We start from the raw sequence: 14,838 nt of genomic DNA on the forward strand, positions 1-14,838 counted from the left end.
TACAGTATGAAAAGTAGAATAACTGATTGTCGAATAATGATTATTTATTAACTTAGTTACAATATGGAGGATCAAATCACAATCTCTATTTGTTAAGAATAATCACAATATTCTTAATGAATATAAGCTGATATCCTCGCCAGAGTCACTTATTAATAGGTCTGAAAATGAATAACAAACAATATTACCTTGATACAGCAGTGGGTGAGGGTGAGAAAGAAGCATCCATGATGGTTGCTATCCCAGGTTCTGAGTTGACGTCTTTATTGCTTGAGCAACGCTTAGAAGAGCAAACGTATTTTACTGATGGTGAAATAGATTATATTCCAGAGGACGGCGGCTTTTTCTTTAGCTGTAAAAAAGGTGAGGAAGAATTACGTTTTTATATCGCTTTAGTGGATAGCGATCCTGAATATACTATCAACCCTTATTTTGCCACTGACCCAATCAGCCCTGAACTGTACGCAGAGGCAAGCGCAGCCCCTCAAGCGGTGATTGTTGAGTGCTTATTTCAAGGGCAACCATTAGTCAATTATCTGCAGCAGTTAAAGGTCATTCAAATCTTGGTACCCGATTTATTACTGGGTCTGGATATTTCTGCCGCAGGGAAAGTATTTACCCGTGAGTGGCTTAATTTCCAACTCATTGATGATTTAATGCCAAGTATTGATTCTTTGTATGTTGTTCATGCCATTTATGACCAAGAAGACAACGAAGACAAGCCAGAAGAAGAGCGGGCGCCGACCATGTATTGGTTCCACACGCATGGTTTAGCTCGCTGTGGTTTATCTGAAGCGGAAATTATTATACCTCACCCGATCGCTTCTTATTATGGTATTCCCGAACTGTTTTGGAGCTTCGTAAATAACAGTATTACTCACGGAAAAATCGTGTTTAATGAACCCATTTTTATTGGGCAAACCCAAGCAGGCTATGAGTATTTAGTTGCCGTTCCGTTTGAAGAAGGTCTGTTGCACGTGGGTAAATCAACGCCAATTGATGACTTAAAGCCACTTGAAGAGATGAATTTCGAGTTTGGAGATGCGTCATCAGAGCGCTTTATGGGAGATTGGCATGATAGAGATGAATCTCATCAGCACCCATCCGCGATGTTGTTCCGTGTGACACAAGAAAACCCTGTATTAGAAAGTTTCTTTGAAGGCTTTGAAGACCAAAACGCGATGATGTTTATGCGTACCGATGAAGAAACTGCTGATATGTCCCGTAAAGCCAAATTACGGTGGGAATATTTCACGCATATGTTAGATAACTACGGGCCAAAACCAGTGGCTCAGAAGAAAGGTTTCTTTGCCAAATTCCTCGGTAAAAACGAGGAAGCTGAAGATTCAGAATGGCGCTTTTTAGTGAAATGCGGTATTGGCTATCATGACGCAGAAGAAGACTTCGATGGTCATGAACATATGTGGTTTGAACCTGTTTCTTGGAATGGTGACCAGTTTGAAGGGCGTTTAATTAATCATCCTTTTTATGTGAAAAATATGCAAGAAGGGGAAGTTTACCCATTAACGCGCGACGATATTACGGACTGGACAATTTATTTCCAAGACGGCAGTTATACCCCGGATACGATATATAAATTGTTGAGTGGTGCTCAAGTTCACTAACTTGTCATACTCGTCATACTTCAAGCTGCATGGGTGTTGACTGCACTCAGCCAGCCGAATCACATACTTATGTATGCTCATCGGTCTGTCTTCGTTTGTCGCCTACATGCAACTTGAATTATTTAGAGTACATACTCGTCATACTTCAAGCTGCATGGGTGTTGACTGCACTCAGCCAGCCGAATCACATACTTATGTATGCTCATCGGTCTGTCTTCGTTTGTCGCCTACATGCAACTTGAATTATTTAGAGTACATACTCGTCATACTTCAAGCTGCATGGGTGTTGACTGCACTCAGCCAGCCGAATCACATACTTATGTATGCTCATCGGTCTGTCTTCGTTTGTCGCCTACATGCAACTTGAATTATTTAGAGTACATACGCGTCACGATTCAAGCTGCATAGGGGTTGACTGCGTTCAGCCAGTCGAGTCACATGCTTATTCAAGCTAGAGTACAAAGGTTTATGTTAGACTGGGCGTGCAATGCGCCCAATTTAATGATGAAAGTTTAACGCCATGAATGAAACCGAGCTTTACCAATACGCCTTGTTTATGCTTTCCCGCCGTGATTATGGGAAAGCTGAGCTATTTGCACGTATGAAACGGCGTATGTATGAGAAAAATGACGGCATTATCGATGAGTCTTTAATTGAATTGGTGCTTGAAAGGCTAAGTGAGCAACATTTTCTTGATGATGACCGTGTTGCTGGGCTATTAATGCAAGGTTATCTGCGCAAGGGATATGGGCCATTGCGGATAAAACAAGAAATGCGACAGAAAGGTTTCACTGAAACGGTTGTGGAAAAACATTTTGCCACTATAGATGTAGATTGGTTTGAAAAGGCCGCACTGGTACGTAGTAAGAAATTTGGGGATAATATTCCTAAAGATTTTAAAGAAAAAAGTAAGCAAATTCGTTATTTACAATATCGCGGTTTTTTTGGTGATATGATTTATGAGTTATTTAGTTAATCAATTTCCCTCCTTAATGTGAAAAACATGGCATAGCTAAACTAAGCTGATCTTCCTATTCTTTATTAATATATGGAGATATCGGCTGTAAACTGCTGCCTAAAAGAGATTTTTTATTTATTCCTCTTGTGTTTTAACGTATTTCTATATTAAAAATCATCTGTTGATATGATCATAGTCAGTGAATTTTGCTTAATGATTAGGCAGAGTGATTTTTTATAATTACAAAATAAGACAGGCAGGAGAAATACATGATTGAGCTCTTAATCGGCGTTATTGTCGCCATTGGAGTTGGGCGTTATATCATAAAAGGATATTCCGCAACGGGTGTGCTAATGACAGGGGGTATTTTACTTCTGATCATTACTGCGATTATGGGTAAAAGTATTTTACCAGGTTCTGTTCCGACGACGGGGTGGCGCGTAACAGATATTCTGGAATACATAAAATTCCTATTAATGAGCCGAGGTGGCGACCTTGGCATGATGATCATGGTGTTATGTGGGTTTGCATCTTATATGACTCACATTGGGGCAAATGATGTTGTGGTGAAAATCGCTTCTAAGCCATTAAAAATGATCAACTCCCCCTATTTGTTGATGGTTGCCGCTTATATTGTGGCATGCTTGATGTCGTTAGCGGTTTCCTCTGCGACAGGCCTTGGTGTATTACTGATGGCGACGTTATTCCCTGTTATGGTGAATGTCGGGATCAGCCGCGGTGCAGCAGCGGCAATTTGTGCATCGCCAGCGGCAATTATTTTAGCGCCAACATCCGGTGACGTTATTTTGGCGGCAAAAGCGGCTGAAATGCCATTAATCGACTTCGCATTTAAAACGACCTTACCGATTTCTATTGCTGCCATTGTGGCAATGTCAATTGCGCACTTCTTCTGGCAACGTTATTTAGACAGAAAAGAGAACGTCAAAACAGAAATGTTAGACGTCAATGAAATCAAAACACACGCACCTGCTTTCTACGCTATCTTACCTTTTACGCCAATTATCGGTGTTTTAGTGTTTGATGGTAAATGGGCGCCTGAATTGCATATCGTTACGATTATTGTTGGCTGCATTATTTTAGCTGCAGTCATTGAGTTTTTACGCAGTTTTAGCGCGAAACACGTCTATGGTGGCTTAGAAGTTTGTTATAGAGGAATGGCTGATGCATTTGCAACGGTTGTGATGTTGTTAGTCGCCGCTGGGGTCTTTGCGCAGGGTTTAAGCACCATTGGTTTCATCAAAGGGCTAATTGACCTCGCACAATCATTTGGTTCAGGTGCAATTGTGATGATGATTGCGCTGGTCGTGATTACGATGTTAGCCGCGATGACAACGGGCTCGGGAAATGCACCGTTCTATGCGTTTGTTGAGCTAATCCCTCATTTAGCAAAACAAATGGGCGTCAATCCTGCTTATTTAGTGATCCCAATGTTGCAAGCCTCTAATTTAGGGCGGACTTTATCGCCTGTATCAGGGGTTGTCGTAGCTGTATCTGGTATGGCAAAAATCTCTCCTTTTGAAGTGGTGAAAAGAACGTCAATTCCAGTATTAGTTGGATTGGTTGTGGTGGTGATTGCGACAGAAATATTAGTTCCCGTCTACCTATAAAACTTCAGTTTTTCAGGTAAAAAAATGGCTGAGCAAATGGCTCAGCCATTTTTCAAATTAAAAATTAAATACTTTATATCTAAAATTTACTTTTTTAATTAATTGCAAAATTATTTATTCACAGAATAATTACGTGGTATTTATTTTTTTTACGTTATTAACGAGATCTACACCAAAAAGTTGAAAAAAATAGCGTGATTAAATTAGGCACTGTTGATTATTTAATGCAAAATCTGCACATCTTATTTTAATAACGTTAATGATGAAGAACACAAGATGAGCACAATTGAAAAAACAGTAGATACAGCAGATAAACCTGTTAGTAAGTGGACCTATAAGGATTTTACTTGGGTACTTTCTTTATTCGGTACCGCCGTAGGGGCAGGAGTTCTATTCCTGCCAATTAAAGCGGGTGCAGGGGGGTTTTGGCCATTAGTAATATTAGCAATAATTGCAACACCAATGATTTGGTTAGCCCATAAAGGGTTAGCACGCTTTGTTTTATCTTCAAAAAATCCAAATGCGGATATTACAGATACGGTAGAAGAGCACTTTGGTAAAGTAGGCGCAAATATTATAACGTTTGCTTATTTCTTTGCTATTTACCCTATCGTATTGATTTATGGTGTAGGTATCACAAATACCGTTGATTCATTCTTGGTAAATCAACTCGAAATAGAGCCGCTGCCACGATGGTTACTGTCTGGGGTGCTGATTGCAGCAATGACTGCAGGGGTGGTATTTGGTCGTGAGCTTATGCTAAGGCTTACTTCTCTAATGGTTTACCCTCTGGTATTCATTTTATTAGCTTTATCATTGTATTTAATTCCTGAATGGAATACGTCAATGCTAGAGGTGGCTCCTGATTGGAGTGCAATGCCTGTGATTGTTTGGATGGCGATCCCACTAATCGTATTCTCATTTAACCATAGCCCAATTATCAGCCAATTTACTAAAGACCAACGTCAGCAGTTTGGTAATAATGCGATTGTGAAAACAGATATGATTACGGGTGGTGCAGCATTAATGCTGACAGGCTTTGTGATGTTTTTCGTTTTCTCTGTGGTCTTATCACTAAGCCCTGCAGAGCTTGCCGTTGCGAAAGAACAGAATATTAGTGTGCTATCACATATCGCGAATATTAACCCATCGCCAATTTTGTCTTATTTAGGGCCGATAGTTGCTTTTGCTGCGATTGTATCGAGTTATTTTGGTCACTTCTTAGGGGCTCACGAAGGCTTAGTTGGGTTAATTAAGTCCCGTTCTTCTTTCTCTGTGAAGAAAATTCAAACAGCTTCCATGTTATTTATTGTGATTACAACGTGGATTGTGACTATTCGTAACCCGAGTATTTTAGGCATGATTGAAACGATGGGGGCACCAATGATTGCCGCTATTCTGTTTATTCTACCTGTCGTGTCGATGAATATTGTTCCTGCGATGAAGAAGTTCAGCACGTCAAAGCCTGCTCAAATCTTCACCTTTATTTGTGGGCTGGCCTCTATTACTTCAGTTATTTATGGTGCATTTTCATAAAAACAAATAAAACTTTATAAGCAGAAAAGCCATGGCCTGTAAGGGTTGTGGCTTTTTTTATATCAATATGAAATAGGTTATAAGGATAGACATTAATGTAACTAATTTTTAATCTGAATAGCGTGATAATCACCCTCACCACATCTATCAATGTGAAATAATTTCAAGTACAAGTAGTTGCTCGATGTAGCGGCTTAGGTAATATCTAAGGTTATCACAGCATCATAATAACGTAATCACTACCTCTGGCTGTATCTATTCCAGTGTGTCGTAACAAGGATAAAGAATGAAATTAGAAACATTATCGATTCACGCCGGTTACTCTCCTGACCCTACCACTAAGTCCGTTGCCGTGCCAATCTACCAAACCACCTCTTATGCTTTTGATGACACTCAGCACGGTGCCGACCTCTTCGATTTAAAAGTTGCGGGTAATATTTACACGCGAATTATGAACCCAACGAATGATGTTCTAGAGCAACGAGTAGCTGCGCTTGAAGGTGGTGTCGCTGGCTTGGCCGTTGCTTCTGGTATGGCAGCAATTACTTATGCGATCCAAACCATCGCACAAGCAGGGGACAACATTGTTTCTGTTGCTAAATTGTATGGTGGAACTTATAACTTATTAGCTCATGCTCTACCGCGCTTAGGCATTGAAACGCGTTTTGCGGAGCATGATGACTTAGCAGCACTTGAAGCGCTGATTGATAACAAGACTCGAGCCATATTCTGCGAGTCAATTTCAAACCCGGCTGGCTTTATTGTTGACATTGCGGCACTGGCTGAAGTTGCGCACCGCCATGGCGTGCCTTTGATTGTCGATAATACCGTGGCAACCCCTTATTTATGCCGTCCATTTGAACATGGGGCGGATATTGTGGTTCATTCATTGACCAAATATATCGGTGGGCATGGAACATCACTTGGCGGAATGGTTATTGATTCAGGTAAGTTCCCATGGACAGATTACCCAGATCGTTTTTCATTATTGATAGAACCAGATGTGGCTTATCATGGCGTAAGTTATACCGAACATTTTGGCGCAGCGGCCTTTATTGCGCGTTGCCGAGTTGCACCATTGCGCGGAACGGGGGCTGCATTATCACCGTTTAACGCATTCTTGATTTTACAAGGTTTAGAAACCCTCGCGCTAAGAATGGATAGACATACCGAAAATGCGCTAAAAGTGGCGAACTACCTCGAAAATCATCCACAAGTAGAGTGGGTGAAATATGCAGGTCTACCGAGTAACCCTGAACATGGTCTGGCGCAAAAGTATATGAATGGCAAGCCAGCAAGTATTATGTCGTTTGGTATTAAAGGTGGCCAAGAAGCTGGGGCGCGCTTTATTGATGCTTTGAAACTGATTGTGCGGTTGGTGAATATTGGTGATGCTAAATCTCTTGCCTGCCACCCTGCGTCAACGACACATCGTCAGCTTAATGATGCAGAGTTAGCGCAGGCAGGAGTTTCTCGGGATATGATCCGCTTATCAATTGGCATAGAACATATTGATGATATTCTAGCAGACCTTGAACAGGCGTTAGCTGCTGCCAAATAGTTTTACGTTGTATGAATAATAACCGGTTATGGTGAATGCCCTGACCGGTTTTTGTTTATAAACTGCCGTACACTTTTTTGTATTAATGATTAATATTAAGAACGAATTAAATTTTCACCTTATTTTTAAAGACTGAACTATTCTTTAAACACTCAGTCTTATCATTTGATTCTTATCTCTTTTTGTATATGAATTGTAGTATTCATTTATTGATTGTTTATAAACAGCGACCTTTCTATCAATTAACGTTCGATTTGTTTAAATGAGGTTTAATTGCCATAACGATAATAGCTAAATAAAAGAGCGTGTTTGTTCAAACGAAAAAATTATTAAATATCAATAACAAGAATGGTTGAGATGAAATGATTATGGCAAACAATAAAGTTGCCTACCTAAAATGGTGTCTGTTATTTGGTTTTGTTCTAGTAACCTATTTTTTACCGTTAAACGGTAGGTTATTGTGGCAACCGGATGAACTACGGTATGCAGAAATTAGTCGGGAATTGATTATTAGTTATAATTGGAGCGTTCCTGAGCTTTTAGATATCCGTTATTTTGAGAAACCTATTTTTGGTTATTGGGTCGGGGCTATTTTCCAAATGTTATTTGGTGAAAATAACATTTCGGTTCGCCTTGGCGTAGTATTTAGCACATTAATCAGTGGGCTATTTGTTTATCTCAGTGCCAAAATGGCTTGGAAAAACTCACGGCTCGCTTTCAATGCCGTGTTTATTTACCTTTCCATGTTGATGGTTTTTACTATCGGCACCTACAATATTCTTGACCCCATCGTGACAGCCTTTATCACTATGGTGATTTTCTTTTTCCAGTGGGGGTTAACGACAAAATACTTCTCTCATAAATTACTCGCTTTCATCATGATGGGAGTCGCCTGTGGGCTAGGGGTATTAACAAAAGGTTTTCTCGTTTTAGTGCTGCCAGTACTTGTTTGTTCCGTTGCCGCTATTTACTTTAAGCAATTCAAAGAAGTATTTGTTTTCTCGTTTGTTTCACTGTTCACTGCTTTTGTTGTGTGCTTACCTTGGGCTTTCGTTATTGCCAGTCGTGAACCTGATTTCTGGAATTATTTCTTCTGGGTTGAGCATATTCAACGTTTTATGGCAAATAATGCGCAAAATAAATCCCCATTTTGGTTTTATATTCCTATTTTGCTCGCCGCGGTATTACCTTGGCTAGGTTACCTTTTTGGTGCGCTGCGCCATGCATGGCAACAAAAAGGGTTACATATTTATTTTCTATTGTGGTTTATTGTGCCATTTGTTTTCTTCAGTATTACCAAAGGTAAATTACTGACCTATATTTTGCCTTGTATTGCACCTATTGCAGTTCTTATGGCCGCCTACATTGAAAAAATACTTGCTGAGAAAAAAACACGGCCTATCCGTTTGAATGCATTGATTAACACACTGATAGGTGGCGTTATTGCTGGGGGAATTATTGCTTCTGCTTATTACCCTAAACTGAGCGTGTTTCAGGCCGATGAAAGTGGAAAGTTATGGTTAGCCGCAGGCGCGTTTATTTTTTGGTTATTGGTTGCTTTAGTCTCTTTAAAACAACGGTTTTGGTATTTAGCTGCAATGTGTACGGTGGGTATTAGCTTAACTGTAGGTCATATTATCCCATCGCGTATTGCCAGTAATAATACGCCACAAGAGGTGATTGCGAAATATCATCACCAATTAGCGGATAAAACCGTATTGTTAACCAATAATGTCGGGTTAGGCACTACATTGGCATGGGTACTTAAACGCAGTGATATCACGATGCTTCACCAAACTGGGGAGCTAGGTTACGGGCTAAAATACCCAGATGCCGCTAATCGGTTTTATAGCTTAAAGCAGCTACCTGATTTATTAAAAAATTATCATTATAAAGATGTGGCGGTGGTCGTAGAAAATTCTCAGCGTGAATTGTTGGATGCATTACCGGGCAACCCAATTATTATTCGGGAAGGTAATCTTGTTTTAGCCTTTTATGAAGGCCAATAGGGACAGTACGTTAGGATATTCTTGATAATAGCCGCCAAACCTAAAATGGTTTGGCGGCTATTCACATTAGCGCGTAGGCTTATTTAAAGTGCTCGAGTTCGGCGCTGAATAGGATTTTCCCAGAGTTGCGGGGAGACCATGATAAATTAATAGCATGGCCATGCTATTGCTCATCGTATTCACTTCCACTTCGTTGACTGTACGGTTGTTACGTTGATGACGGCTAGTTAACGTACTTCTCATTGGGACGTCTCCTCAGTTTCTTTGATTAGGCGATTCGCTTCGGCAAGCTCATAGCGCCTTGGTGTTAGTGCGGTTGCACTATGATTACGGGCGAGTAAGGTATAAATGGTCGGCAAAACAAACAGAGTAAATAATGTGCCAACTAACATACCGGTGACTATCACTAAGCCTAAGCCAAAGCGGCTATTTGCTCCTGCTCCAGTGGCGAATAGCAGTGGAACTAAGCCAATCACCATTGCTGCGGTTGTCATTAATATTGGGCGTAAACGAATTTGTGCTGCTTTGAGAATAGCATGCCGCCTATCTAACCCTTCATTGGCTTGTAATTCATTGGCAAACTCAACCATCAATATTCCATGTTTACTGATTAAGCCAATCAATGTGACTAAGCCGATTTGGGTGTAAATATTCAATGTCGCATAGCCAAGCGCCAATGGAATTAATGCACCACAAATTGAAAGTGGAACAGTAATCAAGATAATCAATGGGTCGACTAAACTTTCATATTGCGCCGCTAAGACTAAGTAAATAATGATGAGCGCCGCCATAAAGGCAAAGGCGAGGGTGTTTCCTTCTTGTTTATATTGGCGCGAATCGGATTGCCAGTCATGGCTAAAGCCCGCGGGTAGCTCATTGGCTATTTCGTCTAAGTAGGCAACAGCTTGGCCTAATGTGACACCAGGAGCAGGTATTGCTTGGAAAATTGCCGCATTTTGCTGATTAAATTGCGTAAGTTTATTCGGTTCAACTTGGGTATTGATATCAACCACCGTTGACAGTGGGATCATAGTTCCCGCTTCCGATTTCACATAATGGCGTGAAAGGGCTTCCGGTGTTAAGCGTTGGCTACGAATACTTTGAGGGATCACATCATAAGAACGGCCATCCATCCCAAAGCGGTTAATATAGTTTTCACCCACTAATAAGGTCAGCGATTCACCGATATCTTGCATACGAATGCCTAAGCTATTTGCTTTTGAACGGTTAATGCGGATTTCTACCACTGGGTTGTTGTAGTCGAGGTCACTATCGACCACCATAAACAGACCGCTTTCACGTGCTTGTTGCTTGATCTCCTCCATGGTTTTGTAGAGTACCGAATAATCCTGCGGGCTTCTGAGCACCATTTGGATTGGTAAGCCGCCAGTTGAACCGGGTAATGCAGGCAATTGGAAAACGAAAATGCTGTTCCCTTCGACATCACCAACGCGCCCTTGTAAGTCGCCTTGGATCTCAGACGCGACGCGGTCGCGTTGCTCCCATGATGTCAAGTTGGTTCCCCCAAAGCTAGCGGAGGGGCCATCGGTTCCGTTAATAATCCAAGTACTCTCCGTTTCCGGTAATTCCATGAAAACATCATGTAATTTACGTGAAAAACGTTCTACGTACTCGAGGTTAGCGTGCTGCGGTGATTTGATAGCGGTTAATACGCTAGATTGGTCTTCTACCGGAGCTAATTCACGAGGAGCAGATTGATAAAGCAGCGGTAAACTAATGAATACGCCAACGGCAATAACCCCTGTTAACCAACGGTTTTTCAAGGAGAAATTCAATACAATGGTATAGTAATGGGCTAAGGTAGAGAAGAAGGTTTCTGCCATACGCGCCATACGCCCTTCATTCTGTTTTGAGTTCAACATGAAGGAACTCATAACAGGAGAGAGGGTTAAGGCTACGACACCAGAAACAATCACCGCACCGGCCAACGTGAGCGCAAATTCTTTAAATAAAGCCCCTGTTAACCCCGACATTAGTCCTATAGGGGCATATACTGCAGCCAAGGTGATTGTCATTGCGATAACTGGGCCCGCCACTTCACGAGCACCGATTAAAGCCGCTAAAACCGGTGATTTCCCTTCTTCAATATGGCGATGGACGTTTTCGACGACCACGATAGCATCATCGACGACGAGACCAATCGCTAATACCATTGCCAGTAACGTGAGTAAGTTAATACTAAATCCAAATGCCATCATCAATGCAGCTGCACCTAACATTGATAGTGGAATAGCTAAAATTGGGATGATCACGCTACGAATCGACCCTAAACATAGGTAAATAACAGCAATAACAATCAGTAACGCTTCAACTAAGGTGTTAGTAACTTGGTCAATAGACGCTTTAATAAAGCGCGAAGTTTCAAATGCCATTTCGACTTTAACACCGGGAGGTAATGTTTTGGTGATGTCTGGCATTAATTGATTCATACCATCAACGATTACCAGTGGGTTACCGGTTGGTGTGGCAAATAAACCAAGGTAAATCGCAGGCTCACCATTCATTAAACCACTGGTTTCTGTGGAAGCGGCCCCTAATTCAATGGTTCCTACATCTTTTAAACGTACTAACCCATTGCCATCGTTGCGGATCACTAAATCACGAAACTCATCGACATTAGTGAGGTCGGTATTGACATAGACATTAGAAATTACGAACTCGCCTTTGACTTTACCGGGTGCCGCTTGGTAGTTATTTTGACGAACTGCTTGCGCAACATCCGCAGCGGTTAGCCCTCGGCCGGCTAATTTATCGGCATCCAGCCATAAACGCATTGCCAACTGTTGCCCACCAAAGACTTGAACTTTAGCAACACCATCAATTGAGGAATACATTGGCTCAATAACGCGAGAAATGTAGTCTGTCAGGGCGGGAATGGATAAATTGGTACTGGAAAAACCGATATAAGCAACCGCAGTGGATTCCCCAGAGGAAAGCTCAATCACTGGGTCATAAGCTTCTTTCGGTAATTTATAACGAACTTGGTTCACCTTCGCCATGACTTGTGCAAGGGCTTGAGTCGAGTCTCGGTTAAGTTCCATTCGAACGGTGACAAGGCTGCTTCCTTGCACAGATGAAGAGGACAGATAGTCGACACCTTCCACTGAGGAAACCGCTTGTGCGATGGGTTGCGTCACAAACCCTTGCATTAATTTAGCCGACGCGCCAGGGTATTGCGTAGTAATGGTGATCGTCGAGCTTTCAAGTTGTGGATATTGGCGAATAGGCAACTTACTCAACGCAAATAAACCTATTAACACAATTAGCGCACTGACCACGAGAGCCAGAACAGGTCGGCGAACAAAAACATCAGTAAATTTCATTGCGCCTTCCTTATGAACCTTGAGCCGTGTTAGCGATTGGTTCAGACAATGTATCTTGAGCGACAGGGGTGACAGCAGAGCCGTCGTTTAAGCGTAATTGCCCAGAGGTGACGACTTTATCGTTAGCACTTAAGCCGTGTTCTATTTCTATTTTGCCATCCCAACGTTGCCCTGTTTTCACGGACACGCGCTTGACGGTCATCGCATCCCCTTCACCTTGTGTAATAAACACGGTATCGCCATAGGCGGTATATGTAACGGCGGTTTCTGGGATCGTAATGACTTCATTACTGGCTTGGCGAACCACATTCACATTGGCGTACATCCCGGCTTTTAATGTGCCATCACTATTTTCTAGTGTAGCTTGCAGGGCGATAGTGCGTGATTTGCCGATGAGTGGGTCAATGGCCGTAATACGGGCTGGAAATGTTTTATTGGGATAAGCATCCACCGTAATATCAACAATTTGTCCTTGATGCAGTTCCGGTGAGGCCTGTTCATCTAAAGAGAAATTGAGCTTTAAGGTTTGGGTATCCACCAAACTGGCAATGGCTTCACCAGGGTTTAAATATTGCCCTTCATGGACTTGGCGAATACCGATTGTCCCGTCGAATGGCGCTCGGATTGTTTTTTGCGCAATTAATGCTTGGGTTTGGCGGATCAGGCCTTGAGCAATATCACGTTCAGCACGGGTGCTATCTACTTGAGCCTCCGCCACTAAATGTTGCGCAGATAATGAACGGGTTCTTTCGTATAAGCGAGCCGCATTACGCAACTGTGCTTGGTAGCGTGATAAGTCCGCTTGTTCAACAGCATCGTTGAGTTGTACTAATAATTGACCTTTTTTGACTTGCTGGCCAGATTCAAATGCAATTTTCGTAATACGGCCATTGGTTTCTGCCGCGACTAGGACTTGGCTGCCAGCTTCTAATTCACCCACACCGTAAAAAGTGCGAGGCGCGGTATCTAAGCTAACAGGAGCCAATGCCACTTTTACGGGTGGATATTGGTAGGCTGCTTGTTCGTCTTCTTCATTTTGGGCGTAGGTTGAATAAATCGCGCTACCCGCCCCAACAGCAATTAAAACGGAACAAAGTGTCATTATTGTTTTTTTATTCATTAAATTTTCCTTCTATTTCTGCGTTTTTAACGCGAAATAAAGACCTCTAAAATGCCCTGCAATGGCGATAGCGATTAAGCCCCCAATAACAGCAATATGTTCAATTGCCCAAAACATCGCGATTTGAGCTTGTTCTCCCGTGTAGTTCCAAAAGGTGTGGACAACCACAATCGTGAGGAACAAAAACACGGCTAATGCTCCAGTACCAAGCCATAAAAGACGGTTAAATAGCACAAGCGCGGAGCCAACTAACATGACAGCAGCAGAAGCAATATTGAAAAACCAATCTGGGTGAAGACCTGCAGCACGCATTTCAGCCAGACTATTTTCATAATCAAAAACTTTGGCTAAACCAGATGAAATAAATAAAACCAAGACTAGTAAGCGAGCAATAATCCATAAGCTATTGCTTTCTAACATTTTGGTAATCACCGATGGCATAAACCTATCCCCTTTAAAAAAATAACCTCAATTGACAAACTAGCAGGGTGGCACTATAAAACTTTAAGTTAAGTTGAGGTCAAGCACAGGTGAGCTAAAATGGTAGACAAAGACACAAAAACGATAAAACCGCAGAGAAATGAGGGGAAAAAAATTGATTTTACGCGGGCATTAACGGTTGGCGAAGTGGCAAAACGCTCGGGAGTGCCTGTTTCTACAGTCCATTTTTATGAATCAAAGGGGCTAATTCAAAGTACGCGCACTCAAGGGAATCAGCGGCGATTTCATTCCGTTGTCCTTCGCTATATTGCCATTATTAAAGTTGCACAAAGTACGGGGATCCCATTACATGAAATTCAAGAGGCATTAGGGCGTTTTCCTGCAAATAGTGCACTCACTTCCGAGCAATGGAAGGAGATGTCGACACAATGGCGTAAATCTTTAGATAAGCGCATTCGGCAACTGACTCGTTTACGTAATGAGTTGGATAACTGCATTGGTTGCGGTTGTTTATCATTAAGTGATTGCCCGCTGCGTAACCCTGATGATGTACTGGGCAAGAGAGGCCCTGGCGCCCGTATTTTAGAACGTCCATAATCTATTTTATTTATTTTTG

11 protein-coding genes are annotated in these 14,838 nt (G+C 41.9%); 7 read left to right on the top strand and 4 right to left on the bottom strand.

What is annotated here, in order from left to right:
- Positions 1–167: 167 nt before the first annotated feature.
- The 6 genes from M1E86_RS02260 (at position 168) to arnT (ending at position 9,317) form a co-directional block, all read left to right on the top strand.
- Complete coding sequence (locus M1E86_RS02260) at positions 168–1,625, top strand: DUF4026 domain-containing protein (protein ID WP_213914410.1); 1,458 nt, start codon at positions 168–170, stop codon at positions 1,623–1,625.
- Positions 1,626–2,145: 520 nt separating this feature from the next.
- A complete protein-coding gene (locus M1E86_RS02265) occupies positions 2,146–2,601 on the top strand; it encodes a regulatory protein RecX (RefSeq protein ID WP_125895254.1) in 456 nt (151 codons plus the stop codon).
- Positions 2,602–2,852: 251 nt separating this feature from the next.
- Complete coding sequence (dcuC, locus tag M1E86_RS02270) at positions 2,853–4,211, top strand: anaerobic C4-dicarboxylate transporter DcuC (RefSeq protein WP_102139170.1); 1,359 nt, start codon at positions 2,853–2,855, stop codon at positions 4,209–4,211.
- Between the two features lie 276 nt (positions 4,212–4,487).
- Entirely contained in the window at positions 4,488–5,747 is a 1,260-nt protein-coding gene (locus M1E86_RS02275; RefSeq protein ID WP_125892970.1) for an aromatic amino acid transport family protein, read from the top strand.
- A 286-nt stretch (positions 5,748–6,033) separates the two neighbouring features.
- A complete protein-coding gene (locus M1E86_RS02280; protein ID WP_140172597.1) occupies positions 6,034–7,308 on the top strand; it encodes a bifunctional O-acetylhomoserine aminocarboxypropyltransferase/cysteine synthase in 1,275 nt (424 codons plus the stop codon).
- 362 nt (positions 7,309–7,670) lie between these two features.
- On the top strand, positions 7,671–9,317 hold the full coding sequence (arnT, locus tag M1E86_RS02285) for a lipid IV(A) 4-amino-4-deoxy-L-arabinosyltransferase (RefSeq protein ID WP_213914407.1): 1,647 nt from the start codon (positions 7,671–7,673) through the stop codon (positions 9,315–9,317).
- 66 nt (positions 9,318–9,383) lie between these two features.
- Here the strand turns inward: arnT and M1E86_RS02290 are convergent, their stop codons facing one another.
- The 4 genes from M1E86_RS02290 to M1E86_RS02305 are packed head-to-tail and all read right to left on the bottom strand — an operon-like array spanning position 9,384 to position 14,222.
- Entirely contained in the window at positions 9,384–9,560 is a 177-nt protein-coding gene (locus tag M1E86_RS02290; protein WP_213914406.1) for a hypothetical protein, read from the bottom strand.
- Complete coding sequence (locus tag M1E86_RS02295) at positions 9,557–12,661, bottom strand: MexW/MexI family multidrug efflux RND transporter permease subunit (protein WP_213914405.1); 3,105 nt, start codon at positions 12,659–12,661, stop codon at positions 9,557–9,559. The genes M1E86_RS02290 and M1E86_RS02295 overlap by 4 nt, the downstream gene beginning before the upstream one ends.
- A 10-nt stretch (positions 12,662–12,671) precedes the next feature.
- The gene (locus M1E86_RS02300; protein WP_125892964.1) at positions 12,672–13,781 is read right to left on the bottom strand and encodes an efflux RND transporter periplasmic adaptor subunit; all 1,110 of its coding nucleotides are present in this window, start codon (positions 13,779–13,781) and stop codon (positions 12,672–12,674) included.
- Positions 13,782–13,793: 12 nt separating this feature from the next.
- Positions 13,794–14,222 carry a DoxX family protein gene (locus tag M1E86_RS02305; protein WP_213914404.1) on the bottom strand — a complete coding sequence of 143 codons (429 nt, stop codon included), beginning with the start codon at positions 14,220–14,222 and terminating at the stop codon, positions 13,794–13,796.
- A 99-nt stretch (positions 14,223–14,321) separates the two neighbouring features.
- Here M1E86_RS02305 and soxR point away from each other — a divergent pair, with 99 nt between their 5' ends.
- On the top strand, positions 14,322–14,819 hold the full coding sequence (gene soxR / locus M1E86_RS02310) for a redox-sensitive transcriptional activator SoxR (RefSeq protein ID WP_125892960.1): 498 nt from the start codon (positions 14,322–14,324) through the stop codon (positions 14,817–14,819).
- Positions 14,820–14,838 lie beyond the last annotated feature (19 nt).

The organism is Providencia sp. PROV200 (genome assembly GCF_049901995.1).
GTDB classification, from domain to species: domain Bacteria; phylum Pseudomonadota; class Gammaproteobacteria; order Enterobacterales; family Enterobacteriaceae; genus Providencia; species Providencia rettgeri_E.